24 protein-coding genes and 1 riboswitch are annotated in these 25,541 nt (G+C 52.5%); of the genes, 16 read left to right on the top strand and 8 right to left on the bottom strand.

Translation table 11 applies throughout. The features are described 5' to 3' along the window. Positions 1-76 precede the first annotated feature (76 nt). Positions 77-1,348 carry an NAD-dependent dihydropyrimidine dehydrogenase subunit PreA gene (gene preA, locus EKM84_RS04320; protein WP_125764043.1) on the bottom strand — a complete coding sequence of 424 codons (1,272 nt, stop codon included), beginning with the start codon at positions 1,346-1,348 and terminating at the stop codon, positions 77-79. Then, positions 1,348-2,610, bottom strand: a complete 1,263-nt coding sequence (locus EKM84_RS04325; protein WP_125764045.1) for an FAD-dependent oxidoreductase — start codon at positions 2,608-2,610, stop codon at positions 1,348-1,350. The genes preA and EKM84_RS04325 overlap by 1 nt, the downstream gene beginning before the upstream one ends. Positions 2,611-3,722: 1,112 nt before the next feature. On the opposite strand from EKM84_RS04325, the gene EKM84_RS04330 reads away from it, so the two are divergent. Both EKM84_RS04330 and EKM84_RS04335 read left to right on the top strand, forming a co-directional pair. Beyond that, positions 3,723-4,577, top strand: coding sequence for a glycosyltransferase family 8 protein (locus EKM84_RS04330; protein WP_125764047.1), 855 nt, complete (start codon positions 3,723-3,725; stop codon positions 4,575-4,577). 360 nt (positions 4,578-4,937) lie between these two features. Further along, positions 4,938-5,399: a hypothetical protein gene (locus tag EKM84_RS04335; RefSeq protein WP_125764049.1), complete on the top strand. Its 462-nt coding sequence runs from the start codon at positions 4,938-4,940 to the stop codon at positions 5,397-5,399. Positions 5,400-5,777: 378 nt separating this feature from the next. On the opposite strand, the gene EKM84_RS04340 is transcribed toward EKM84_RS04335, so the two are convergent. The 3 genes from EKM84_RS04340 to EKM84_RS04350 are packed head-to-tail and all read right to left on the bottom strand — an operon-like array spanning position 5,778 to position 8,181. Beyond that, positions 5,778-5,948: a DUF1068 domain-containing protein gene (locus tag EKM84_RS04340; protein WP_125764051.1), complete on the bottom strand. Its 171-nt coding sequence runs from the start codon at positions 5,946-5,948 to the stop codon at positions 5,778-5,780. Between the two features lie 15 nt (positions 5,949-5,963). Then, complete coding sequence (feoB, locus tag EKM84_RS04345; RefSeq protein ID WP_125764053.1) at positions 5,964-7,952, bottom strand: ferrous iron transport protein B; 1,989 nt, start codon at positions 7,950-7,952, stop codon at positions 5,964-5,966. Position 7,953: 1 nt separating this feature from the next. Beyond that, positions 7,954-8,181 (bottom strand): FeoA family protein, encoded by a 228-nt coding sequence (locus EKM84_RS04350; protein ID WP_125764055.1) that lies wholly within the window; start codon positions 8,179-8,181, stop codon positions 7,954-7,956. A 1,362-nt stretch (positions 8,182-9,543) separates the two neighbouring features. Here EKM84_RS04350 and sufC point away from each other — a divergent pair. The 9 genes from sufC to EKM84_RS04395 all read left to right on the top strand — a co-directional run bounded on the left by sufC (position 9,544) and on the right by EKM84_RS04395 (position 17,902). After that, positions 9,544-10,338, top strand: a complete 795-nt coding sequence (gene sufC, locus EKM84_RS04355; protein ID WP_125764057.1) for a Fe-S cluster assembly ATPase SufC — start codon at positions 9,544-9,546, stop codon at positions 10,336-10,338. Between the two features lie 21 nt (positions 10,339-10,359). Further along, positions 10,360-11,631: a Fe-S cluster assembly protein SufD gene (gene sufD / locus EKM84_RS04360; protein WP_125764415.1), complete on the top strand. Its 1,272-nt coding sequence runs from the start codon at positions 10,360-10,362 to the stop codon at positions 11,629-11,631. After that, entirely contained in the window at positions 11,621-12,865 is a 1,245-nt protein-coding gene (locus EKM84_RS04365) for a cysteine desulfurase (RefSeq protein ID WP_125764059.1), read from the top strand. Before sufD ends, EKM84_RS04365 begins: the two co-directional genes overlap by 11 nt. Next, complete coding sequence (sufU, locus tag EKM84_RS04370; protein WP_125764061.1) at positions 12,846-13,313, top strand: Fe-S cluster assembly sulfur transfer protein SufU; 468 nt, start codon at positions 12,846-12,848, stop codon at positions 13,311-13,313. The genes EKM84_RS04365 and sufU overlap by 20 nt, the downstream gene beginning before the upstream one ends. After that, positions 13,313-14,719 carry a Fe-S cluster assembly protein SufB gene (sufB, locus tag EKM84_RS04375; RefSeq protein ID WP_125764063.1) on the top strand — a complete coding sequence of 469 codons (1,407 nt, stop codon included), beginning with the start codon at positions 13,313-13,315 and terminating at the stop codon, positions 14,717-14,719. The genes sufU and sufB overlap by 1 nt, the downstream gene beginning before the upstream one ends. Positions 14,720-14,751: 32 nt before the next feature. Then, positions 14,752-15,075, top strand: a complete 324-nt coding sequence (locus EKM84_RS04380) for a metal-sulfur cluster assembly factor (RefSeq protein WP_125764065.1) — start codon at positions 14,752-14,754, stop codon at positions 15,073-15,075. 11 nt (positions 15,076-15,086) lie between these two features. Beyond that, positions 15,087-15,980: a helix-turn-helix domain-containing protein gene (locus EKM84_RS04385; protein WP_125764067.1), complete on the top strand. Its 894-nt coding sequence runs from the start codon at positions 15,087-15,089 to the stop codon at positions 15,978-15,980. Positions 15,981-16,206: 226 nt separating this feature from the next. Continuing rightward, entirely contained in the window at positions 16,207-17,256 is a 1,050-nt protein-coding gene (locus tag EKM84_RS04390) for a sensor histidine kinase (RefSeq protein WP_125764069.1), read from the top strand. Further along, positions 17,249-17,902: a response regulator gene (locus EKM84_RS04395; protein ID WP_125764071.1), complete on the top strand. Its 654-nt coding sequence runs from the start codon at positions 17,249-17,251 to the stop codon at positions 17,900-17,902. The genes EKM84_RS04390 and EKM84_RS04395 overlap by 8 nt, the downstream gene beginning before the upstream one ends. A 401-nt stretch (positions 17,903-18,303) precedes the next feature. Here the strand turns inward: EKM84_RS04395 and EKM84_RS04400 are convergent, their stop codons facing one another. Beyond that, positions 18,304-19,107 carry a hypothetical protein gene (locus tag EKM84_RS04400; RefSeq protein WP_125764073.1) on the bottom strand — a complete coding sequence of 268 codons (804 nt, stop codon included), beginning with the start codon at positions 19,105-19,107 and terminating at the stop codon, positions 18,304-18,306. A 131-nt stretch (positions 19,108-19,238) separates the two neighbouring features. Continuing rightward, a riboswitch (TPP riboswitch) is annotated at positions 19,239-19,337 on the top strand. Between the two features lie 72 nt (positions 19,338-19,409). Here EKM84_RS04400 and thiW point away from each other — a divergent pair. Further along, on the top strand, positions 19,410-19,919 hold the full coding sequence (thiW, locus tag EKM84_RS04405; protein WP_125764075.1) for an energy coupling factor transporter S component ThiW: 510 nt from the start codon (positions 19,410-19,412) through the stop codon (positions 19,917-19,919). A gap of 71 nt (positions 19,920-19,990) precedes the next feature. On the opposite strand, the gene EKM84_RS04410 is transcribed toward thiW, so the two are convergent. Beyond that, a complete protein-coding gene (locus tag EKM84_RS04410; protein ID WP_125764077.1) occupies positions 19,991-20,653 on the bottom strand; it encodes a Fic family protein in 663 nt (220 codons plus the stop codon). A gap of 221 nt (positions 20,654-20,874) precedes the next feature. After that, on the bottom strand, positions 20,875-21,354 hold the full coding sequence (locus EKM84_RS04415) for a hypothetical protein (protein WP_125764079.1): 480 nt from the start codon (positions 21,352-21,354) through the stop codon (positions 20,875-20,877). A 117-nt stretch (positions 21,355-21,471) separates the two neighbouring features. Between EKM84_RS04415 and EKM84_RS04420 the strand changes: the two genes are divergently transcribed. The 4 genes from EKM84_RS04420 (at position 21,472) to EKM84_RS04435 (ending at position 25,454) form a co-directional block, all read left to right on the top strand. Continuing rightward, positions 21,472-22,656, top strand: coding sequence for an MFS transporter (locus EKM84_RS04420; RefSeq protein ID WP_125764081.1), 1,185 nt, complete (start codon positions 21,472-21,474; stop codon positions 22,654-22,656). A gap of 540 nt (positions 22,657-23,196) precedes the next feature. Further along, positions 23,197-23,706: a TetR/AcrR family transcriptional regulator gene (locus EKM84_RS04425; protein WP_125764083.1), complete on the top strand. Its 510-nt coding sequence runs from the start codon at positions 23,197-23,199 to the stop codon at positions 23,704-23,706. An 11-nt stretch (positions 23,707-23,717) separates the two neighbouring features. Next, complete coding sequence (locus EKM84_RS04430) at positions 23,718-24,779, top strand: ABC transporter permease (protein ID WP_125764085.1); 1,062 nt, start codon at positions 23,718-23,720, stop codon at positions 24,777-24,779. A 3-nt stretch (positions 24,780-24,782) separates the two neighbouring features. After that, positions 24,783-25,454 carry an ABC transporter ATP-binding protein gene (locus EKM84_RS04435; RefSeq protein ID WP_125764087.1) on the top strand — a complete coding sequence of 224 codons (672 nt, stop codon included), beginning with the start codon at positions 24,783-24,785 and terminating at the stop codon, positions 25,452-25,454. Positions 25,455-25,541 lie beyond the last annotated feature (87 nt).

Here is a 25,541-nt window from a genome sequence, read left to right on the forward strand (position 1 = left end):
ATTCGGGGTTCGTCACGCCCCGCGTTCAATCATTTTTTTAAATCCCCCGGCAAGCAGGCGTGACGCGCTTAATTTTTTAGAAATGAGTCAAGCGTGGTGACTCAATCTTAATGTCTTCTGGATTACCTTCCCGACCAGGCTTCATCACAACTTCACCAGTTGAGATGGCGCCAACCGGGCAGACCAGGTTGCACAGGTGGCAGCCGACACACTTGTCGATATCAACTGTTGGGCGGCGAGCTTCTTCATTCCATTGGATAGCTTGGTGCGCACCATCGAAGCAGGAAATGTAGCAACGGCCACAACCGATACACTTGTCCCAGTCAATTTTAGGGTAAACTTTGTAATCCCGGTTCAGAGAGTCAACGGGCACGATGCTCTTGTTGGCAGCGCCAATGATTTCTGACAGGTGGTCGATTCCTTGTTCTTCCATGTAGTGCATTAACCCGTTCTTCATGTCTTCAACGATCCGGTAACCATATTGCATAACGGACGTGGTAACTTGAAGGGTGGTTGCCCCTAACAGGAGGAATTCAGCGGCGTCTTGCCAAGTTTCGATCCCACCGATCCCAGAGATTGGTAATTGTTCCATGCCGGCAGCTTCACGTAATTGTTGGATGAAGCGTAAGGCGATTGGCTTAACGGCTTTCCCGGAGAACCCGGAGACGGAACCCTTGCCGTCAACCGTTGGTAAGGCCGTCTTGCGGTCGATGTCCAAGTTGGCGATGGACTTGACCGTGTTGATAGTGGCGATCCCGTCAGCGCCACCGTCCATGCTGGCTTTAGCAGCAGGAACCATGTCGGTGATGTTTGGCGTCATCTTAGCTAAGATTGGTAAATCAGATCCGCGGCGAACGGCGGCACAGTACTTCTTAACTAATTCAGGGTTGGTCCCAACGTCAGAACCCATGTCGTGGGAGGTCATCTGTGGGCAAGAGAGGTTCATTTCAATCATGTCGGCTTTGGCTTCGGTGACTAATTGCGCTAATTCTTCCCAGTCTTGTTCGTTGGTCCCCATGATGGAGGCGATGATGATCTTGGTTGGGTAGTTTTCCTTTAACTTCTTTAAGTCATGCAGGTTTTGTTCCAAGGGATGTTCGGCAATTTGTTCCATGTTCTTGAACCCAACGAATGGGGTGCCTTCCTTGGTTAATTCATCAAACCGTGGCGAAACTTCGTCAACTTTAAAGTGCTTTGGTCCAATCGTCTTAAAGGCAACGCCGGCCCAGCCTTCGTCAAAGGCTTTGGCACACATTTCGTAACAGTTGCCTACGGGAGAAGAGGATAGGAGGAAAGGATTCTCAAAATGCACGCCTAAGAAATCTACGGATAAGTCTTTTTTAATCATTATTCGTTACCTCCTACCAAGTCTGCTTCTTTGTCTTTGTCCATAATCATTTTGTCGATTTGTTCTGCGACTTCTTTACCTTTACGAACGGCCCAGACAACGGTCTTGTCGCCTTGTGCGATATCACCAGTAACGAAGACCTTTGGATCGGCAGTGCCGTAACCAGCGTAAGGAACTTCTTCGTGCTTGTCGATGGTGATGTTCAGGTTAGCAGCGTTAACGCGTTGTCCAACGGCGAGGATGATTTTGTTGGACTTGATGGTCATTTCGCTGTCGATGTGACGGTGCTTGAAGGTGACTTCATTGCCGTTTACAGCGGTTGGAACGTAGCCATCAACGATGGTGACGCCGGCTTCACGAGTGCCTTTGAGTTCCTTCTTGGAAGCTTTGAATTCGTCAAATTCTTCGTAAGCCATGTCGGTCACGTTCTTCACGTCTAAGCGGCGTAAGGTCGTGGCAACATCCATCGCAACGTCCCCACCACCGATAACAACGGCATTTTCAGGTAAGTCGGTGATGTTCCCCTTGGCTTCTTTAACGCGAGCCAGGAAGCCAACGGCCGTTTCAACGTTTTCGTTGTTGGCAAACATAGGAAGAACTTTACTTTCGCTAGCACCAACGGCTACGACAACGGCGTCATTGTTGGCCTTTAAGTCGTCCATCATGATGTCATCGCCAACCGTGGTGTTGTAGTGAATGTTAGCACCCAAGTTGATGATCCGCTTGATTTCGTATTCCACGATATCGTTTGGTAAACGGTATTCTGGGATGCCGTAGGTTAAGTAACCGCCGGCCTTTTCATTCTTTTCGTAAATGTCAACGGCGTAACCCTTGGTCAACATGGTCGTAGCAACTTGCAAGCCAGAAGGGCCGCTACCAACGATGGCAATGTGCTTGCCGTTGGACTTGCCTTGCTTCAGGATGTCCATCTTGGCAGCTTGTTCGAAGTCGGTGACGTAACGTTGAATCCCACCGATATCGATAGGGCAGTCGATGCCAGTCCGTGAGCAAGCCAGTTCACAGTACTTTTCAGTTGGGCAAACCCGGGCACAAATGGCACCCAAGGCGTTGTTTTCCCGAATGGTTTCGGCAGCACCCTTAACGTTGTTGAAGCGCACGCTGCGGATGAAACGTGCTGGATCAGTGTCAGCGGGGCAGGCCTTGGAACATGGGGCGTCGTGGCAGAGCAAGCAACGAGCTGCTTCTTCCATTACCGTAGTCATAGTGTATCCTGGGGCTTCTGTTTCGTATTTTTTAGTCATGCTGATACCCTCACTATCTTTTTTTGATTTGGTTGATTGCCATAATGATGAGGCGCGTGACGGTCGGTATAAGTTTGGTTATGTACCTTGTTATTTCTTTCACGTGCCTTGAACAACTAGAGAATACCATGTCCAGGGGTGACGGTAAAAAATTCCCGAGAATTCTGGCCGATATTCGCGTTTGGGAGCGGTTTCTATATACATTTGTATATAGGCAAAACACCCGTCATTTGGCATAATTGAGGGTTTTGCCTAATAGTTGAGGTGGCGAAAGCGGGGAGAAAGCTTGAATTATCAGCGATTGCGGTAATTAATGGTGGTTGGGCAAAACTTTTCCATGTTATTTTGGCATAAAATACTGGCAGCAAATTATTCCCACCAATATGCGCCCCAATCCCTCAGATGGCATAATTGGGTTTGGGGCTGGGGGTAGTCGTTGTCAGCGCCTACCGGGCGACAAAAAATGGGTCGGAACGCGGTGGGCAGGACGGCCGAAGCCTGAGGAGCGGTCTTCGACCTCGCTTTGAACCTCATAGCCCGAGTTTCAAAGTCGCCATTTACTGAGCTGACCGCTCAGTAAATCCCACGGCTGAACCCATTTTTTGTCGCCCTCACGGCTGGAGTGGAGCGGGCCCCAAACACAATTTTGCCTCGGGTATTGATCGTGGGGGACTATTTTTCAGCGTAGGGAGCATTTCTGCCGGGCGGTGAAAATGGGTCGGAACGCTATGGGCGGACACCCGGAGCCAAAAGGCGGTCTCCGGGATGCTTTGAACCTCTGAGAAGCGAGTTTCAAAGACACCAATTCTCTAAGCGGCAAAGAGCGCCACTAAGAGAATTCCCATGGCTGAACCCATTTTCACCGCCCTCTCGGCTGGGATGTGTTAGGGCGCGTAACCCAAGTTCTGACATGGTGTGGTGGGTGGCTTTTCTGTGTAGGCCGAGTCCTAAGTAAGATTGCGTTTCGAGATTAGGCAATCTTGTGGAGCGCTGTCGGCCACTAATAAATATGACGTAACAAGGTGTGGTACAACTTGTAAGTCGTCCGGGCCAAAAATAGATGGTAAACGTGATTTAATAGAAGTAAATTCAATCGGAAGTCGGTGGAAATTTTGTCGGATGAAATTAATTTGCTGGTCACGTTAAACTCAGGGTACTTGGAACCGTTGAAGGTCATGCTGTACTCAGTACATGCCAATAATCCCGGAGAGCGGATGCATTTGTGGCTGGTGCATGCCAGTCTGACGCCTGATGAGGTGGCGTCTGTGCGGCAGCTGACCACGGCGTTTGGCTGGGAGCTGAGCGCCGAACGGGTGACGGCGGACTTCACGGCCGGGGTGCCCTTGATCAAACGCTATCCGCGGGAAATGTATTTCCGCCTCTTGAGTGGACAGATCTTGCCGAAATCAGTGAAGCGGGTCATCTATTTAGACCCGGACTTGTTGGTGATTAACAATTTACGGCCACTATGGACGTTAGATTTAGCGGGTCACATGTTAGCGGCCGCCGTTCACCGTGGCGTGACCAATCTCATGGACAGCGTCAATCAGTTGCGGCTGGGCACGACGACCAGTTATTTTAATTCGGGTGTGCTGGTCATTGATCTGGACCAAGCGCGGGCCAAGATTAAGCTGAGCGACATCACGCAGACGATTGAGAAATATGAAAGCGAGCTAATTTTACCGGATCAGGATATCTTGAACTTTCTGTATGGGCCAGACATTTTGGAAATTTCTGAGGAAATCTGGAACTACGACACGCGCAAATACCTGATGTACCAGACGCGCAGCCTGAATCAGCATGAGATTCACTGGGTCATGGCCAATACGGTGATTCTGCATTACTGCGGGACGCCCAAACCGTGGAATCCGGCCAGCGATGGCAAGTTTACCGGCCTATTTCTGAATTACCAGCAGCAGCTCCAACGGCTAAATGGTCGCCTCCGAGATGGTGAAAATGAGTCGTGACGGCGGCTGTCCGTTCCCGGCGGCGGGTTCAACCTGCCCTGCTGTGGGGAACGCCTCCAGCCTGAGAAGCGGGCTTCCACCTCGCCTTGAAACCTCGCTACAAACCGCGAGTTTCCAAGGCCGTTCCGTGCTCTAAGCTGAGAAAATTACTCAGCTAAGACCACCAACACAGCTGGTCAGGTTGCGTGAACAGAAGCTTTACGTGAATGTTGATTACTAACAGAAAGGGTCGTGATTTCCTAAAATTAGGGGTCACGACCCTTTGTTGTCTGGAAGAATGTCGTCCAATAGGGTATCAGCTTAATCGTAGCATTAATGGAAAAACGGTTGATTTACGCGGGTGTTAACCGTTGATGTTTATTGAAAAAGGATGGATTTTTTGATTTACATGGGCCTAGCCACAGCTGCTTATTGAAAAAGGATGGATTTTTTGATTTACATGGGCCTAGCCACAGCTGCTTATTGAAAAAGGATGGATTTTTTGATTTACATGGGCCTAGCCACAGCTGCTTATTGAAAAAGGATGGATTTTTTGATTTACATGGGCCTAGCCACAGCTGCTTATTGAAAAAGGATGGATTTTTTGATTTACATGGGCCTAGCCACAGCTGCTTATTGAAAAAGGATGGATTTTTTGATTTACATGGGTCTAGTCACAGCTGCTTATTGAAAAAAGGCGGTTTTTTTGATTTGTATGGGTCTAACCGTCGCTGTTTATTTAAAAAAGGCGTTTTTTTGATTTGTATGGGTCTAACCGTCGCTGTTTATTTAAAAATGACGGATTTTTTGATTTGTATGGGTCAAACCATGGCTGTTTATTGAAAAATTGGCGTTTTTTTGATTTGAAGCGCTTACACGCGGAAGATAATCAAAAAAATAGGTCGTAATTCCATTTGATTAGGAATCGCGACCGATAACTATTTGGAGGAAGACAGATTAAGTAATGAGGACAGCGGCACAAGTACATTGACCGCCAACGATGAAAAGGCGCAACCGAAAAACTAGTGTTAGCGTAGCTGGCGGGCGACCGGTGCGGAAGCCTGTGTTCGTGGCGTTTGTCGACGTTCTGGGTCGGCTTACACCACTGGACGTGCTGGAGACTCTGTACTTTGAGGCTCTAGCGCGAGCGCGAAGACCGTTTCTTAGGCTTCGGGCGGTCCCCATAGGCTGGGAGCACCGGTCGTCCGCCGGCGTAGCGCATTACGACACGTGTTTTTCGGCTTGGTGCTTTTTCAGTTGTTGTTTGGCGGGGCAATCGTACTCGCACGCCGGGCAGCTGCCCTGGCTGGACTTTTTCAAATGCCGGTACAGCACGAACCCGGCGCCACCAATGATGGCAATGACGATAACGCTATTAATCAGGATTGACATGGCTAAGCGCTCCTTTTAAATGAACAGCGACCCGACCTGGAAGATGATCATCGCGACCAGGTAGGCAATTACCGTGTTGGAGACCACGGAATAAACGGCCCACTTGGTCGAATTGGTTTCGGCCTTGATTGTCGCCAAGGTGGCAAAGCACGGTGCATAGATCAGGATGAAGACCAGGACGGCGTAGGCAGACAACGGGGTGAACAGGGAACTGAAGGTGGCAATCAAACCAGTTTGACCACTCAAATGGAAGAGCACAATCATGCTGGAACTGATGACTTCCTTGGCCAGAATCCCGGTCATCAGGGCACTGATCGTTTGCCACGAGGTGATGCCGATTGGGGCAAAGGCGGGCAGGACGAAGCGGCCAATCATGGCGGAGAAACTCTGGTCGATGTTGGTCACCACGCCGGCCGGTCCCAAGTTGGACAACAGCCAGATGAGCACGGTGCCGCCAAAGATGACGGTGCCGGCCTTGCGGATGAAGCCCTTGCCCTTTTCCCAGGTGCCCATGGCGATGATGTCCGGCCGGGGCATGTGGTACTTCGGCAGCTCAATAATGAAGACGGAATTTTCTTTAACTTTAAACACCCACTGATAAATCTTGGCCATGAATAGCGCCAGCGCAATCCCCAGGAAATAGAGGGAGAGCACGATCAGCGCCTGGTTCCGGTCGAAGAAGGCGGCGACGAACAGCCCATAGATGGGGAGTCGGGCCGAACAACTCATAAATGGTGAAATCAGCGTGGTAACCAGCCGTTCCTTGGGTTGCTCAATCGTGCGCGCGGCCATGATCCCCGTGACGTTACAGCCGAAGCCGATGATCAGCGGAATGAAGGCCTTACCGTTGAGCCCAATCAGTTGCATCAGCCGGTCGGTCACTAGCGCGGCGCGGGCCATGTAGCCAGAATCTTCCAGAATGGAAATGCACGCGAACAACACGAAAATCTGGGGAATGAAGCTGAGCACCCCACCAACGCCGGCGATGATACCGTCAACGATTAGGGATTTCAGAAACGGCATCGCCCCAACGCTGGTCAGAAAGTGACTGGCGGTCGCGGACAGTGGCCCGGAAATGAAGGCATCCATCACGTCCGACAGCGGTGTCCCAATCCAGTCGAAGGACAGCTTGAACATTAACAGGAATATACCCACGAAAATGGGGAGTCCCAGCAGGGGATGGGTGACGATGCGGTCAATCTTCGCCGTCAAATTGGCGTTGGAGACCTCGTGTAGATACTTGGTCGTGGCCGTCAGCGTTTCATCAATGAAGGCCAGTCGCGTTTGAAAGATTTGTTCCTCAAAGTCCTGTTTGTCGTAAGCGTCCTGCTGCGTCAGGAGGGGTTGCAATTGGTGCTTACTGGCGTAGCGGCGGACGATTTGGTTACGGTTCATGAACTGAATCGCCAGCCAGTTGGCAAAGGTCGGCGTCAATTGATCGTCGGCAACCAGTTGCTGCGTGGCCGTGGCGATGGCGTCCTGAACCGTAGCGGGATAGGCCAGGTGCAGGGGCGCGGTCGTTTCCGGCGGCGTGGCCAACAGTTCTTGGCGGAGTTGGTCCAGCCCCGATTTCTTCCGAGCATTGGTCGCGCGGACCTGACAGCCCAAGCGTTTAGCCAGCTCGTCGAAGTCGTAGGTGACTCCGTTTGCCTTTAAATCGTCGATCATATTTAAGGCGAGCACCACCGGGCGGCCGAATTCCAACAGCTCAATCGAGAGCAACAGGTTGCGTTTCAGCTGGCTGGCGTTGGTGACGTTTAAAATCATGTCGGGTGAGTCGTTTAGCAAGTAGTTGCAGGCGACGGCCTCGTCCTTGGTGATTGGCGTGAGGGAATAGATGCCGGGGAGGTCGACCACCACCATTTCAGAGTGGCGAATCTTCCCCATCTTCTTGTCAACGGTGACCCCTTCCCAATTACCAACGTAGGCATATTTATCGGTCAACTCGTTAAATAGCGTGGTCTTGCCAGTATTTGGATTTCCTAAAAGGGCAACGGTTGTCATGCTAGTGTCCCCCTAAGAGTGCTTTGAAAACAACGTAGCGAATCCCAACTTTCTGCTGATCGAATTCAACGATGACGGGGCCGTGAAACGGATATTGCCGGAGCACGGTCAGCTGGCTGCCAGGGTGAATGCCGAGGTTATGTAGTCGGTGAGCGGTCTGGCCATCAAGGGTCGCCATCTGTTCGACAGTTACGATTGGATAGGCTGATTCTGAATAACGGAGTTGCATTATCATCAGGCCTTTCAAATTAAGTCTTTAAACGGTTTTTGCTGGTTAAACTTTGATTCGCCTCCGGCAGGGTGAAAAATGGCTCGGAACGCGGTGGGCGGACACCCAGAGCCAAAGGGCGGTCTCTGGGATGCTTTGAACCTCTGAGGAGACGAGTTTCAAAGACACCAATGTTCTAACCCGCAAAGGACGCGGCTAAGAACATTCCCACGGCTGAAGCCATTTTCACCCTGCCTGCGGCTAACACAGGCTTAACCAGCACCGGGTTTGCGTGTCATTTGATTACCGCTGGTTTCTGGTTAGCCTCGGTGAAGATTGGCTCGGAACGCGGTGGGCGGACACCCAGAGCCAAAGGGCGGTCTCTGGGATGCTTTGAACCTCTGAGGAGCGAGTTTCAAAGACACCAATGTTCTAACCCGCAAGGTACGCGGCTAAGAACATTCCCACGGCTGAAGCCATTTTCACCCTGCCTGCGGCTAACACGGATTTAACCAGCACCGGTTTTATACATCTATCAGCAATCTATGCTTGATAGTCATTAGCTGGTTATGCGGTACTGGATTTCCAGTTCTGCCGCAATTATATAGGTGAGACAGGTGTAATCAGCAAGCTTATGTTTTACATCATTCAGGTAAGCAGCTGCGCGCGAGATTAAGTAATGGCTAAGCCGCCATCAAATTATGTGATCTAAGCGCACAGCCGGAATAATAGTTAAGTGATAGAAGAAGGAACACAGCCAACCAATGGAATGGTCAGCTACCCATCAATTGCAGGAACCGCCTTGGTGACGGGCCAAACTAGTCTTAGCCGCAGGGCTGGTGAAAATGGGCGCCGTGTGAGTGACCAGAGGTGGACCAAGATGACCAGCTGTGTCGGTGGTCTTAGCTGAGTGATTTTCTCAGCTTAGAGCACGGGACGACCTTGGAAACTCGCGGTTTGTAGCGAGGTTTCAAGGCGAGGTGGAAGCCCGCTTCTCAGGCTGGAGCCGGTCCCCACAGCAGGGCGTCTTGAGGCCACCGCCGGGAACGCTCAGCACGGACCGGCCCATTTTCACCGGCCCGGAGGCGCTGTCAAAGACTAAAGGTTTGACCCAGACACCAAAAGCAGGTTAATTCATTTGATGGGTCTAGCTTACCATGTAAGCACTTTCACATATATTAGGGAAATGCCTAATATTATTCCAGGAATATTCTGCCTATAATAATGTCAAGCGCTTACAAAGGGCGGTCTAAAGCGGAATAGCCCCAGGCATAAAATTGCACACTTTCCGGAATATGCGGGCATAATTTGTGAAAACCGCACAAGACCGCAATGAAAAACGCCACAACAGTGAATTTCATAACTAACGGAGGTTGATGGATAATGGCAACACTAGAAATTAAAGACTTACACGTTGAAGTGACCGATGAAGAAAATCAAACGGCTAAGGAAATCTTAAAAGGGGTTAACTTAACCATGAAGACTGGTGAAATCCACGCCATCATGGGGCCCAACGGTACCGGGAAATCAACGTTGTCTCAGACAATCATGGGCCAGCCATCTTACCACGTTACTCAGGGTGATATTCTCTTGAACGGCGAGAGCATCGTGGATATGCCGGTTGATGAGCGGGCACGTAAAGGCCTGTTCTTAGGCATGCAATACCCCGCTGAAATCCAAGGGGTCACGAACGCTGAATTCCTGCGCGCCGCCGTTAATGCACGGCGGGCTAAGGATGACCAAATTTCCGTCATGGATTTCTTAAAGATGTTAGACAAGAACTTAGCGATTCTGGACATGAGTGAAGCCATGACGGAACGTTACTTGAATGAAGGCTTCTCGGGTGGGGAAAAGAAACGGAACGAAATTCTCCAACTCTTAATGATTCAACCATCCTTTGCCCTGCTGGATGAAATTGATTCCGGGCTGGACATCGATGCGCTGAAGGTCGTTTCCAAAGGCGTTAACGCCATGCGTGGCGACAACTTCGGGTCCATGATCATCACCCACTACCAACGCCTGTTGAACTACATCGTGCCTGATGTGGTCCACATCATGATGGGTGGCCGCATCGTGAAGACCGGGGATGCCTCATTGGCTAAGCGGTTGGAAAAGGAAGGCTACGCCGGTTTGCGGGACGACTTGGACATTGACGTGGCACTCGTGGATGAAAACTAGGGGGTGGCAAGATTGGATACCATGCAAACGCAAACTCAAGCGGCAACGGCTGTTCAAACTGCTGCCCAGCAACACAATGAACCCAGCTGGCTGATCAACAAGCGGTTGGCGGCACTAGACCAAATGGCCGACTTACCCATGCCATTGGTTCAACGGTTCAACTACCGTGACTGGGACTTAATGCCCGGTAACCTGCAGTGGGCCGATTCCAAACGGGACCTCGCGCAAGTCGCTGACGGACCCGTGCAAATCGTGCAGGTGGGCCAGACCACGGTGCGGGTCAATTTACCAGAGAAACTCCAGGAACAAGGCGTGGTGCTGACCGACTTCTTCACGGCGGTCAAGGACTACCCGGACTTGGTTCAGGAAGCCTTTATGACCAAGGCGATGAAGGCCAACGAAAACCGTTTGGCCAGCTACCACACGGCCTACTTGAACGCCGGGGTCTTCCTCTACGTACCCAACAACGTCGTCATCAGTGAACCGATTGACATCCAATTGATTCAAGACAACACGTTGGACCAACCATTGAACTCGCACGTGCTGGTCGTTGCCGGCCGCAACACGGAAGTCTCTGTCAGCCAACACCTGACCACGGTCGGGGAAAACGCCAACCTGGCCAACTGCTTGATGGAAGTCATTGCCGACGAGAATAGTCACGTCACGGTGGCAACGTTGGATGAACTGGGACGCAAGACGCTGGCTTACGTGGAACGTCGGGCCTACGCCGCCGACAATGCGTCCGTTAACTGGGCGGTCGGCTTCATGAACGAAGGCAACACGATTGGGAACTTCGATACCGAATTGAACGGTGTCGGCTCCCGCGCGGATGCCAAGGTCATTGCCATCACCGACCACGACCAACGGATGGGTGTGAACACCAAAATTACCAACCGCGGGAAGCACACCAACGGGAATATCCTACAGCGTGGGGTCATCCTGGAGGATTCCGAACTGGTTTACAACGGGATCGGCGACATCATTCACGGCGCTGCTGGCTCCGAAGCCGAACAGGAAAATCGCTTACTGATGATGTCCAGCAACGCCCACGGAAATGCCAACCCGATTCTCTTGATTGATGAAAATGACGTCATGGCCGGTCACGCCGCTAGTGTGGGGCAGGTCGACGAACAACAACTCTACTACTTAATGAGTCGGGGCATCCGGCGAGAAACCGCGGAACGCTTGGTTATCCGGGGCTTCCTGGGAGCCGTCTTGAGCGCGATTCCAGCCAAGGCCGTGCGGAGCCAGTTAGTTGAGATCATTGAAAGGAAACTTGAAAATGGCCGCTAAAAACTTAGATGTACGCCAAGATTTTCCCATCTTGGATCAAAAAGTAAACGATGAACAACTGGTTTATTTAGACAATGCCGCGACGGCGCAACGCCCCACGGCGGTTACCGATAGCCTGGTTCACTTCTACCAAACGGACAACGCCAACGTTCACCGGGGCGTTCACACGTTAGCCGAACGGGCCACGGAAGATTACGAAAATGCCCGGCGGAAGGTGCAAAAATTTATCAACGCCGCCGAACCCGAAGAAGTGATCTTCACCAAGGGCACGACCGATGGCCTGAACCTGGTCGCCAGCACCTATGGCGAGGCCAACATTCAGGCGGGCGATGAAATCGTGATTTCCATCATGGAGCATCACAGCAACCTGATTCCATGGCAACAGTTGGCCATCAAGAAGCACGCCACGCTGAAGTACATTGGCTTGACGGCCGATGGCGAGCTCGACATGGCCGATGCCGCCGCCAAAATCACCGACAAGACCAAGATTGTAGCTATCGCCCACGCTAGCAACGTGATGGGCGTGATCAATCCGTTGGCCGAATTGGCAAAGTTGGCCCACCAACACGACGCCATCATTGTGGGTGACGGTGCGCAAGCCGCGCCGCATCTACCAGTCGATGTCCAAGCCTTGGACGTGGATTTCTACGCGTTCTCTGGCCACAAGATGATGGGCCCAACCGGGATTGGGGCCTTGTATGGCAAACGGGCGCTGCTCGAAGCCATGCCGCCTTACCAATACGGTGGGGAAATGATTGACTTCGTGCACCAACAGGACAGTACCTGGGCGCAGTTACCGTACAAATTTGAAGCCGGCACGCAAAACATCGCCGGCGCCGTGGGCTTAGGCACCGCGGTGGATTACCTGACCAGCGTGGGCATGACCAACGTCGAAGCCCACGAACAAGCCATTGTCGATTACTTATTACCGAAATTGGTGGCGGACCCCGACCTCGAGGTTTACGGTCCCCACGATCCCGCTAAACATACTGGTGTGATTGCCTTTAACGTGAAGGGCATTCACCCCCACGACATCGCCACGGCGCTGGACATGGAGGGTGTGGCCGTTCGGGCCGGACACCACTGTGCACAGCCGTTGATGACGTACCTCGGGTTGGTTGCGACCGCCCGGGCTAGCTTCTATCTCTACAATACCCAGCAGGACGCTGACCGGTTGTTAGTCGCCCTGGCCGAAACAAAGGAGTTCTTCAACCATGGGGCTGTCAAAGCTTAACAGTTTATACCGGGAAGTTATCCTGGATCACGCGGATCATCCGCGTCACAAACACGATTTACAGACGAGTACGAATACGATTACCTTAAAAAATCCCACTTGTGGGGACGTGATCAATCTATCCATCAAATTGGATGACCAAGATCAAATCGCGGATATCGGCTTCAGCGGCGATGGCTGCACGATTAGCCAGTCGTCCGCCAGCATGATGACCGACGCCGTCATGGGCAAGGATAAAGAAACCGCGCTGCGCATGGCCAAGACCTTTTCCGACATGGTCATGGGCACGAAGCACCCGCAAGCAGACCTTGATGAATTAGGGGATGCCGCCATTTTATCCAGTATCATGAGTTTTCCGGCTCGAATCAAGTGCGCAACGCTAGCTTGGTGGGCCTTACAACGGGCATTACTTGAAGAAGACGCGCCCACAGATGAGGAGGAAGCATAATGCCAGACATGCCAGAAGAAGTGGTCGATGATAAGGACTATGAATTCGGATTCCACGATGATATCAAGCCCGCCTATTCTACGGGCCGGGGCCTGACGGAACAGACCGTGCGGGACATTTCCGCCGCCAAGAAGGAACCCAAGTGGATGCTGGATTACCGGCTGAAGGCTTACGAAATCTACAAGAAGCTGCCGATGCCCAAGTACGGGCCAGACCTGTCCGGCTTGGATTTGAAAGATATGCTGTACTACCAAAAGATGACCGACAAGAAGTACCGGGACTGGGACGATGTGCCCGCTGACCTGAAGAAGACCTTCGATCGGTTGGGGGTTCCCGAGGCCGAACGTCAATACCTGGCCGGGTCCTCTGCCCAGTACGAATCAGAAGTGGTCTATCACAACATGCGCGACGACTTCGCCAAGCTCGGTATCATCTTTACCGATACCGACACGGCCTTGCGCGAATACCCGGAACTGTTCAAGAAGTGGTTTGGTAAATTGGTCAAGCCAACCGACAACAAGTTTGCCGCTTTGAACGCGGCCGTTTGGTCCGGTGGCTCCTTCATTTACGTGCCGAAGGGTGTGCAAACGAAGACGCCGATCCAGTCCTACTTCCGGTTGAATTCCGAAAACTCCGGACAGTTCGAACGGACCTTGATCATCGTTGAACCCGGCGCTCGCGTGGACTACGTGGAAGGCTGTACCGCCCCGAATTACTCGTCGGATAGCCTGCACGCCGCGGTCGTTGAAGTGAACGTGGAAAAGGATGCTTACTGCCGCTACACCACCATTCAGAACTGGTCGAACAACGTCTACAGTCTGGAAACCAAGCGGGCTGCCGCTGCCGAGAACGCCACGATGGAATGGGTCGACGGCAACCTAGGTTCCAAGGTCACCATGAAATACCCCTCCGTTTACCTGAACGGTGAGGGTGCTCGGGGGACCATGTTATCCATCGCCGTTGCCAGCAACAATATTCACCAGGACTCCGGTGCGCGGATGATTCACAACGCCAAGAACACGTCGAGTACCATCGTCTCCAAGTCCATTTCCAAGACCGGGGGCTCGACCGACTACCGCGGGACGGTGCGCTTTGGCCGTCACTCCGATGGGTCCAAGGCTCACGTGGAATGTGACACGATCATCATGGATGACCAGTCCTCGTCCGATACGATTCCGTACAATGAAATTTCTAATGCCAACGTTTCCATGGAACACGAAGCCAAGGTCTCGAAGATTTCTGAGGAACAGCTGTACTACCTGATGAGTCGGGGCATTTCGGAAGCCAAGGCGACGGAAATGATTGTCATGGGCTTCGTGGAACCGTTCACCAAGCAATTACCAATGGAATACGCGGTCGAATTGAACCGTTTGATCAGTTTTGAAATGGAAGGAGCTATCGGCTAGGCCGGAGCTCAAGCAAAGGAGGTTCACCACAGATGGATGAAGCAAAACAACTGTCACCGGCTGAGGTCAGCGTCATGCAGGCCTTGGAAATGGTGATCGACCCAGAACTGGGCATTGATTTGGTCAACCTAGGCTTGATCTACGGCGTGCACGTCGATGGCGATTCTTGTGAGGTCGACATGACGTTGACCACGATGGGGTGCCCGCTGAGTAACGCGCTGGATGCAGCGATTATTCAGGTGGTCACGGCCGTTGAAGGCATCGAGCACTGTGACATTAAGTTGATTTGGGAACCGGCGTGGAATATGGGCATGATGACCCGCTACGCCAAGGTAGCTTTAGGCATTCATGAATAGGGTGAGTTGATATGAATATTGGCATCTTTGTGGCTCGCCGCAAGGCCCTCAAAATTTCGCAGGTCAAGCTGTGTACGGGAATTTGCACGCAGGCGACGCTCAGTAAATTTGAAAATAATAACCGCGTTCCGTCGCTGTCGATTCTCAGCAAGCTGTGCGTGCGCTTGGGCCTCACGGTGGATGACCTCTACCAGGAAAGTGCGGAGACTGCGGTGCAGTTGCGGCACGACCTGGACAATATTGAAAAGGAACTGATGATGGAGAATTATCAGTGCGTTTTGAAACGGTTGGCGAAGTTCAAGCCCAACCAAATTGATGAGATCAACGTAAAGATGCAGTTCTGTTACCTGCGTGGGTGTGTGAATGCGCTGGTCAATCAGCAGCCGGATAAGATTCTCTTCGACTTCGCCCAGATTTTAAATGACCTGGACGAACGTCACCAAACGATTTTTACCCAGCTAGCCTTTCTGGGGTCGGGCATCATGTACGCGCGGCACCAGGAGACCCAGCAGGCGGACTTCTACTTTGACAAGGTCTATCAACACATCAAGGCGTACCACCCGGACGACCATCTGGATGAACCCAATCAGTATTACCTGCGGATGTTGACGCTGATCTTCTTCACGGCGGACTTCTATGCGGGCCAGGACAAGTATCGGCTGAGCAATCAACTGATCGACACCGGCGTGCAACTGTGTTCCGACGAGCGGGTCACGTATTACCTGCCCCGCCTGAAGTTCTTGGCCACGCAAAACGCGGTCAACCAAGGTAAACAACCGGCGACGATTCAACGCCTCATGGATGAGACGCTGGCCTTCACCCGCATCAATCAAAATGAAGTCATCGAAGTTAAGCTGGCGGCGTTGAAGTGTCAATTCAACCGGCAGTTGGCGGAGAATAAATAGAGTTGGTTAGGTGTCAGAACCAACGAAGAAAGGTCGACTTTTTGCGAAAAGTCGGCCTTTTTGCTGTCTGAAGATTAAGTTTGTCCGGAAACTGAAAACGCTTTACTGACAGTATGTTATACTACAGTTGTAGTAGGTATCCTGCTAAATAATTGTGACGATAACCAATTAACGGCAGTGAACATAATTTAAAGATTAAACCAAAATAGGACAAGGAGGATGGGCTTTGAATGAGAACGAAAAGTGGATCACTCGTTACTTTGAAAACGCCCCCGTTGCCATTATTTTATTCCAAGAAGATGAGATGCTAGCGTGTAATCAGGCAGCGCGGTGTTTGAAAGAAAAATTGAATTTTTATCCACATTACTTATATGAAATTGGCCACGCGGCGGTCAATCAACAGGGACGACCCGTAACGGATTGCCCAACCTGTGAAATCGCCAAACAGGCACGAGAAGTCGTGGTGCCGGTCCTGGCCGCTGAGGATGACTCGGTGGACGCAGGCTACTTGATGTTTTACAAGGCCCTGGACCTGCGCCAACATATCTCCTCCTTAACGTTAAAGAGCTGTAGTTCAGTCAATCGGGGACTCCGACTGGCCCAAAATGAAGAAATCAGTCGCTACGTGGTCAAGGCCAACGAGGAAGACCGTCATCAGATTTCGGCGGACCTTCACGACAACGTGGCCCAAGGCCTGTACTTTGCGACGACCGGGGTCAAACGGTTGGCCAACTGTGACCTCAGCCCGGCTGAACGGCAAGAACAGGCCGAAGCGATTACTAAACAACTCCAGGCCACCCTGGCCGAGGTCAGGAACATGGCGCTGGCGGTACGGCCGTCAGTCATGGACGATTTTGGCTTGTTCGCGGCGTTGCGGTCATTGGCTACGCGTCTGCAGAGCACGACCGGCATCGCGATTTCAGTTGGCGGTAATGCCAAGCCGGAACAGCTATCGTCGGCGATTCAAAGTGCGATGTACCGGGTCGCCCAGGAGGCCATCAACAATGCCGTGAAGCATGCCAACCCGCAGGAGATTATGCTCTTATTGGTTGAGCACAACCACTTTATTACCCTCCAAATTATTGATGACGGGGACGGGTTTGACGTGGCTAAACATTCGCAATTTAACGGCCACTCCCTAGGCTTGAGCGATATGCACGAACGCATCAAGTCATTGAGTGGGATTTTCCAGTTGGAATCTACGCCAGGCGTGGGGACCACGGTGTCGGTTAAATTTCCAGTCTGCACGAGTAAGGGGAGCCTTCAACATGTATAAAGTCTTAGTAGCGGACGACCACGCAATCGTGCGGTCGGGCCTGAAAGCCATCGTGGATGATCAGCCGGATTACCAAGTCGTCGCGGAGGCGGCCAACGGCAATGACACGTTTGTGCGCGCTGGTCAGGGCGATATTGATATGATTATCATGGATTTGAGCATGCCGCCGGGTGAAAGTGGCCTAGTGACGACCAAGAGGATTCACAGCCAGTACCCGAAAATCTGGATTTTAATTTTGTCGATGCACGGCGAAGAGGATTACGTGGACCAGGCCATTAAGAACGGCGCGTCCGGCTACGTCCTGAAGAGTTCGCCGGATAGTGAAATCATCAATGCCATCACGACCATCGTGAACGGCCGGCATTACGTGGATGAGAACGTGATCCTGCTGAAGTCCGACATCAAGAATATCCTCACGGACGTGGATAAGACCAATCTGTGGGGCCATAGTCCGTTGTCCAAACGGGAGCGGGAAGTCATGCCGCTGGTGGCGCTGGGGTACTCCAACAAGGAAGTGGCGGCTAAGCTGAATATCACGACCAAGACGGTGGAGGCGCATAAGGCTAGTATTATGCGGAAATTGGATTTGACGTCGCACGTCGAGCTAGTCCGCTACGCCATCCACCACAAGTTAATCGAGTTCTAAACGGGTGTTTCCGGCGCCTCCGGGCTGGTGAAAACTGGTCTGGTCGTGTCCGTTCCCGGCGGCGCGCTCAAGGCGCCCTGCTGTGGGGTCGGTTCCAGCCGAAGAGCGGGCTTCCACCTCAACTTTGAGCCTGAGGAGCGGTCTCAAAGGTTGTCCCATGCTCTAAGCTGAGTGGGAAACCTCAGCTAAGACCATCGACACAGCCTGGCACCTTGGCGCGCCTCTGGTCACTCCCACGACCGGCCCAGTTTTCCCAGCCCTGCGGCTGACACGGGTTTGGAACTGAAACTTGTGGTTGTGGGTTGATAGAGTGGTGTTCTAAAATAACTATCTATAGTAAAAAGCGCGTTCAGTTTTGAGCCTGAGCGCGCTTTAATTTGTGGCAGGTGTTGTTTTAGTTATCACTCGTAAAGGTATAGCGTGAAGGAAATCTGGCCATTTGTCAGGTTACCGCTAGCCGTTGGGTATAAAACGTAGGTCGTATCGTGGTTGGCAACTAGCGCTTTCTCAACGCTGGCGACGATTTTGAGGCCCAGTTGGCCCTGGCCCATCGTTTCCAATTTGGCGTTGTGATGCTGGGGGTCAATTGCGGCTGCTAGATTTGTGATAGCTGGGAGATTGACCGTCGTAATTTTATCGGCGTCTAAGTTCTTGATTCGCACGAGCTGAATGACGGCGGCCATGGACATTTGTTCGGGCGTCAGGTGGTTGGACCTGTAGTAGTCATACATCATCGCGAGGTGGTTATTGTTTTCATAACCATCCTTTTGCAACTGCTTAATGGCAAAAACCTCGAGCTGATTCTGGTCGGTGGCGTTCAGGGCCGTTGAAAGGCTGAGCCCATCGGTGGTGAGCACCTGCTTGCGGTAAGTCCCGGACTTTAGAAAGCCGTGCCAGATCCAGCCCGCGGTCCGTTTGTTTTTACTGACCACGTAATAGTAACGGGCCACGTGCGTGCCATGCTGGAGCAGCGCCGTCTTTTGGGCGACCCAGGTCGTGTGCGGAAAGTATTTCGTATTATGTAGTTTGGCCGTGTGCTGTTGATTCCACAAATAATGCGTCTGGACATCCCGGTTATGGTAGTAGGATGGCCGCGACAAGCTGTAGCTGTCGGTCGTCACGTATTGACTCGCGTGCGCCGCGGTCGGCAATAGTAGGATAGCAGACAGTGTTAAAACGGTTAAGACAACGATCTTTTTGAACATATAATCCCCTCCATTGCCTAGTATACCAGTCTGTCGTTTGATGTGAGAGATAATCCAATTAATGTTAAATCAGTCCAGCATATTATGAGTTGCTTTTAATTTTTACACCCGGTATAGTCGAGATTAACTGAAAAAGACACTAGGGGTGCCAGTCGGCTGAGATGGACACGTGCCAATCCCTTTGAACCTGTTGAGCTAAGACTCGCGTAGGAAAGTGGTCGGTCTGCTGGAAATGCCAGGGGAGCCGTCGTCGTGGGGGAACGGGGCTTTTTTGGTGAATTTGCAGTAGGAGTGTGACGAGAATGTCCAAGAAAGTGTATCCGATGACGCTGACCGCCATGTTGGTGGCGTTGGCCGTGATTGGTGGGAGTGTGTTTTCCTTTACGATTGGGGTCGCCAAGGTTGCCCCGGTTCAGCATTTGATTGACGTGGTGTCTGGGGTTCTGTTGGGGCCGTGGTGGGCCTTGGCGCAGGCCTTTTTGACCTCGGTGATTCGCAATATCATCGGGACGGGTACGGTGTTGGCCTTTCCCGGCAGTATGATTGGCGCGTTTCTTAGCGGCTGGCTCTTCCAGAAAACGGGGAAGCTCCTGGCCGGCGTCTGTGGTGAACTGCTGGGGTCGGGCGTGATTGGCGCTTTCGTGGCCTATCCCGTGGCTGCCTGGTTGATGGGCACGACCGGGGCCGTCTGGCTGTTTCTGCCGAGTTTCTTCATGAGCGCCTTGGTCGGCGTTATTTTGGCCTACGCGCTCCTGAAGAGCATGTGGGCGAGCGTGATTGCGCCGCGATTGGATAAGCTTCAAGGCAAGTAGATGGGTGCAAAAAAAGAGTCTGGGACAACCCCCCAGGCTCGATTTTTGTGTACCCACTCCCTTGCCGTGTCCTAAGCTAAATCGAGTCCGTGAATGCAATTAGCGTACAACCAGTCTTTCAGTTGTCGATCGTCATTAGTTTCGTAAAATGGGGCTAACAACTCGTTGAATGTTTCCAATTGCTGTTCGTTGACGGTGATGATACCAATTCCCATGGGGATGGCTAGATAGTTGATGGTTAAAAATGCCGTACGCTTATTGCCATCCCAGTAAAACTGACTGCGCATCATCAACAGCAATAGATCCAGCAGGCATTCGGTCTGCGTTTTGTTTTGCGCCAAAGCCGCGTTGATCAATTTGGGGACCTGTGCTTCATCGGGAATATCAGGAACGTATTCCGTATCGTCTAACGTGACATTACCTGTACGGATATGACCGGGATCAAGCGAATCTGCTTGGGCGACCAAGCGATTGATCTCATTGCTGACAGTCAGTGAATAGGGAGGCTGATTGTCGATAACAAATTGCCAACCACGTTTCAAATTAACGATAGTAGTGATGTCGTCCGTTGAGATACCTGACACTGACATCCCTTCAACAATGGTCCGCGTCTGAGGTAACGTGGCACGCGTGCCTTCAAATTTGGAAGTCGCGTAGATCAAGTTGACCAGGTTCTTTTTAGCAAAAAACTGTGCTTGCTGCTTAGTCATTTTAAATTTATCTGTAAATTGCATAGTGGCACCTCCTGTGAAGCGTACTCGTATAGTAATTTTAGCATAGTTAGGCTCGGGTTTTAACTGCTAGGGCTGGTTGACACTAGGCATATGCCTTGAGTCTACTTATTCATTCTGTGTATACATAAGATTCAAAAAAGGACTGTTCCGAGAAATCATCGATTTCTCGGAACAGTCCTTTTCAATACGTGAGTTATGAGTTTTGTCCCAGGCGCTTTCACTTACTTGCGGGTTAAAACACTGACACTTAATTTTGGCTTGTATTGCAGTTGGTAGGTGTGGCCGGCGTGAGACTTAAAGGCTTTCCCGGCCTTGCGCGTCCCATACTTTTGTAGCTTCAACGTCTTCCCCTGACGCTGGAGCTTGGTGTAGGCCCACGTTTTCTCAACGCTGTCGTAGGACCGCAAGCGGTAGGCCTGACCGACTTTCTTGTAGGCCAGGCGATTGCCGCCATAGTCGTGGGTGCCGTAGTCGTACATCACGTACAGCCACTTGGGAATCAAGATTATCGCGTTGTTCGTGACCTCCGTTGTGTCGTGGCCTAGGTGCTGTACGCGTGGCTTGGCATACCAGACGCCGCGCAGTTGTTTCGGTGTGCCGGGCGTCCATTTGGCTTTGGCCTGCGCTTGCGCCGTGGTGGCTTCCCCGCAACCGAGCGCTAGCCCCAAGACAACGATGGTTCCTGTTATAAATTTGTTCATAAATAATCCCCTCCGATACCGCCCATTATACCAGATTGGCTGATTAACCGGGAATCTGGGGGATGGTAGCCTTTTCCGCGCAAAAGTTTTAAACTTTTACGTAGGAGGTTTTGTGGAGTGAAAGAGCAAGCAACGTTGTCAAAAAAGACCATCTTGTTGATGGCAGTCGTGACGGGGGTCATTGTGGCCAACCTGAACTTCATTCAACCGATTGAAAATTTAATTGCGGCGGACTTCAACCTGTCCAAGGCAGTCGTCGGCATGCTGGCGATGGTCACGCAGCTGGGATACGCCTTTGGCCTGTTGCTGATCGTGCCACTGGGGGACATTTTCGACCGGTATCGGTTGATTCAATTCATGATGGTGCTGTCCATTCTTTCCCTATTGTTAGCGCATTGGGCGCCGAACGCCGGCGTCTTTGCGGTCGCCACGGGGTTAGTCGGCATCACCTCGGTGGCGCCCCAGATCATCATCCCGTATGCCGGGTACTTGGCGCCGGGACTCCAACGGGGGAAGGTCTTGGGCATCGTTTTGAGTGGCCTGTTGACGGGGATTCTCCTGTCGCGGTCCTTTAGCGGATTGCTAGGGAGCATCATGCCCTGGCAGGATATCTACCTAGTAGCGGCGGCCATTGACCTGGTTTTCCTGGTCATCGTGCATTTCCAGTTGCCCCATGACGAACGGGGTCATCAGGATTTGAAATACTGGCCGGTCATTCTCACGCTACCCAAGTTGTTTGCGACTCAGAAGCCGTTACGAGGTGCGGCCATCAATGGCTTTTGCCTGTTTGGGATGTCCAACGTCCTGTGGTCCACGCTGGCCTTTTACCTCGCTGCGCAGTATCACCTGGGCAGTAGCGTGGCCGGGTTGCTGGGCCTGTTAGGGATCGCTGGGGTGTTGGCCGCTCCCATGATTGGCACGCTGGTCGATCAGCGGTCACCGCGGTTGACGGTGGGCCTGGGGATGGTCTTCTCCGGCGTCGCGTTCCTGATTTTTTGGCTGGCTGGCCACTGGCTGCTGGGACTCATCGTGGGAATCGTCCTTCTCGACTTGGGGACCCAGTTCAGTCAGGTGTCCTGCCAAGCCATCGTACAGTCCTTGAATCGCCAACAGAGTAGTCGGAACAACTCCGTCTTCATGTTCAGCTATTTCTTGGGCGGGTCGATTGGGACCTTGTCCGCCACCTGGGCGTGGAGCCATGCTGGTTGGCTGGGCGTTTGTTTGGTGGCTTTGGTGTTCCTGGTGATTGCGGTGACGGGCCACTTCGTGATTGGCGAGCCGCAAAAATTAGCCACCGACTAACTTGAATTGGCGGGGTAAACTTTGGTCGTTGGACTTCGCCTCCGGGACGGTGAAAATGGGCCGTGACGCTGTGGGCGCTGTCCGTTCCCGCCGGCGGGTTCAAAACGCCCTGCTATGGGGCCGGTTCCAGCCTGAGTGGCGGGCTTCCACCTCGACTTTGAGCCTGGGGACCGGTCTCAAAGGTCGTCCCGTGGACTAAGCTGAGAAATTCACTCAGCTAAGACCACCGACACAGCTGGGCATTTTGCCCCGCCTCTGGTCACTAACATTGCTCACAGCTTGGCTCATTTTTACCATCCCTGCGGCTGACACGGGTTTAGCCTGCCATCGAGTTGGTCTGGCTAATTTGTGCTACGGGGTGTTGCTAGTTATCCATCGGCGTGTTGAGCGTCTTTGACTTACAATAGAAGCGTTAGAACTCGGCGGAAACTAGCCGGGTTCTTTTCTACACTAAAGTTGACACCGTGTCACCCACATGATATGCTGTGCTTTGCAATAAATGACACCGTGTCACTTTTAACTTGAAAGGAGTCGTTTTACATGCCTTCCACGACTTTTAAAAACTTAAATCCTGAAAAACGGGCGCGCGTGATGGCGGCCTTACTGACGGAATTTTCTAACCATAGCTTAGCCGACGCGCAGGTTGCGCGGATCATGACGGCTGCTGGGATTGCCCGGGGCGCCTTTTATAAGTACTTTGATGACCTGACGGACGCCTACCAAACCGTGTATCACGAGGCCTTGGCCGCCGTTCACCGGGACGTTGAGACGACGCCGGGTGGGGTGTTTACGCCGGCGACCTATTACGATGCCGTCGTGGCCTTCGTGGATCAGTTCACCAATAGTCAATACGATGAGTTGATTCGGCGGCACTACAGTGAGAATGAAAGTCTCCTGCCCGACCATCCCGTTCCCGTGACCTTACCGGCGGCGGATTGGTCGGCGATGGTGCTGAGCCACGCAACAATCAAAGAAATCATGTTACGACCAGCTAACCGGGATGCGGCGTTGACGCGCTTCCAGCAAGCCCTACAGTTACTGGCAGAATAGGAGGCACCACCATGTTTTTAGCACTCAAGGAGATTCGCCACGAGAAGCTGCGTTACGGGCTGATCGTCGGGATGGTCGTCCTGGTCAGCTACCTGGTCTTCGTGTTGAGCGGCCTGGCGTACGGTCTGGCCCAACAAAACACGCAGGCGATTGCGACCTGGGACGCCCAGAAAATTGCGGTGACCAGCGATGCCAACGATAGCCTGGCGCAGTCACTGATGACCAAACAAACGGCTAATAAAGTGACGCTGACCAAGCATGAGGCTTACATCGGTCAGGCGGGCGTCGTCGCCAAGGCTAAGGGCCAACCGAAGCTGTCCGCCCAATTCCTAGGGATCAACCGCGGCGAATTTATTTATCGCAAACTGACCGTGACGAGCGGCCATAAGCCAACCACGTCTCGCCAAATTTTGGTCGACGATAGCTTCAAGACCAATGGCTACCACCTGGGTGATAAGGTGAGTTTGGGGGCCACCGGCGGCAAATTTAAAATTGTCGGGTTCACCCATAACGCTAAGCTGAGCGTGGCCCCGGTCATTTACGGGACGCTGGTGACCTGGCGGACGTTGAGCCACGTCACCAGTGATTTCAAGGCTGGCGGCATCGTGTCGAACCGGTCTGGTTTTAAGCCCCAGACCAGCGACCTGAAGACGCTCACCATGAGCCAGTTTATTAACAAGTTACCCGGTTATTCGGCGCAGAACACGACCTTTACCTTTATGATTGCCTTCTTGATGGTCATTGCGATGGTCGTGATTGCCGTGTTCCTGTATATTTTAACCATGCAAAAGTTACCCAACTATGCGGTTTTGCGGGCGCAGGGGATTCCGGCAAAGGTGTTGGTCACGACGACCATCAGCCAGGCGCTGATCCTGGTCGTTGGGGGCCTGGTTATCGGGGCCGCCCTGACCGCGGCGACGGTGCTGGTCCTGCCAGCCGGGTTGCCGATGAGCTTTAACGTGCCATTGCTTGCCGGCGTGACCGGGGGAATCCTCCTGACTGGCGTGTTGGGCGCGTTGATTCCCGTTCGGATTATTTTACACGTTGACCCCGTCAGCGTGATTGGAGGTTAAACCATGCCAGCATTGACGTTAGCACACGTAAGTAAGCAATTTGGGCACGACACCAACCAGGTCACGGTCTTAAAGGACGTGAACTTCGAGGCGGAGGCCGGCCAGGTCAGTCTGGTGATTGGGCCTTCAGGTTCTGGGAAGAGTACGTTTTTGACGATTGCGGGTGGCATTCAGACGCCCACGGCCGGTGAGGTCCACGTGCAGGACCAGTCACTTCAACAGTTGGCCGGGAAGGCGCGGGATGCCCTGCGATTGAACAAAATTGGCTTCATCTTACAGGCCTACAACCTGATTCCGTATCTGTCGGTCCAGGACCAATTTACCCTGGTCGACCGGGTCAAGCCCCGCGGCAATCTGACGGCGGAACAACTCGCCAATCTGTTGGATCAGCTGGGCATTGCCAACCTGACGAAGCAGTATCCGGGCGAACTGTCCGGCGGTCAAACGCAACGGGTCGCCATTGCGCGGGCGCTGTACCAGAACCCCGACATCATTTTAGCGGACGAACCCACGGCGGCGCTCGACAGTGACCGGGTCAAGGTGGTCGGGCAACTGCTCCACGACCTGGCCAAGCAGCACAACAAGGCCATCGTGGTCGTGACCCATGATTTGCGGCTCCAGGAGTTTGCGGATAAGACCTACGCGATTATGGACGGACGGATGACCCTCGCTTAAAAATAATTTTATAAGAGGGTAGACGGATTTTGTGCGAAGATACGCAAGATTGGTCTACACCATCGGAAAGGACTGCCTGCCTGGCGG

The organism is Levilactobacillus mulengensis (genome assembly GCF_003946045.1).
In the GTDB taxonomy this organism is placed as follows: Bacteria; Bacillota; Bacilli; order Lactobacillales; family Lactobacillaceae; genus Levilactobacillus; species Levilactobacillus mulengensis.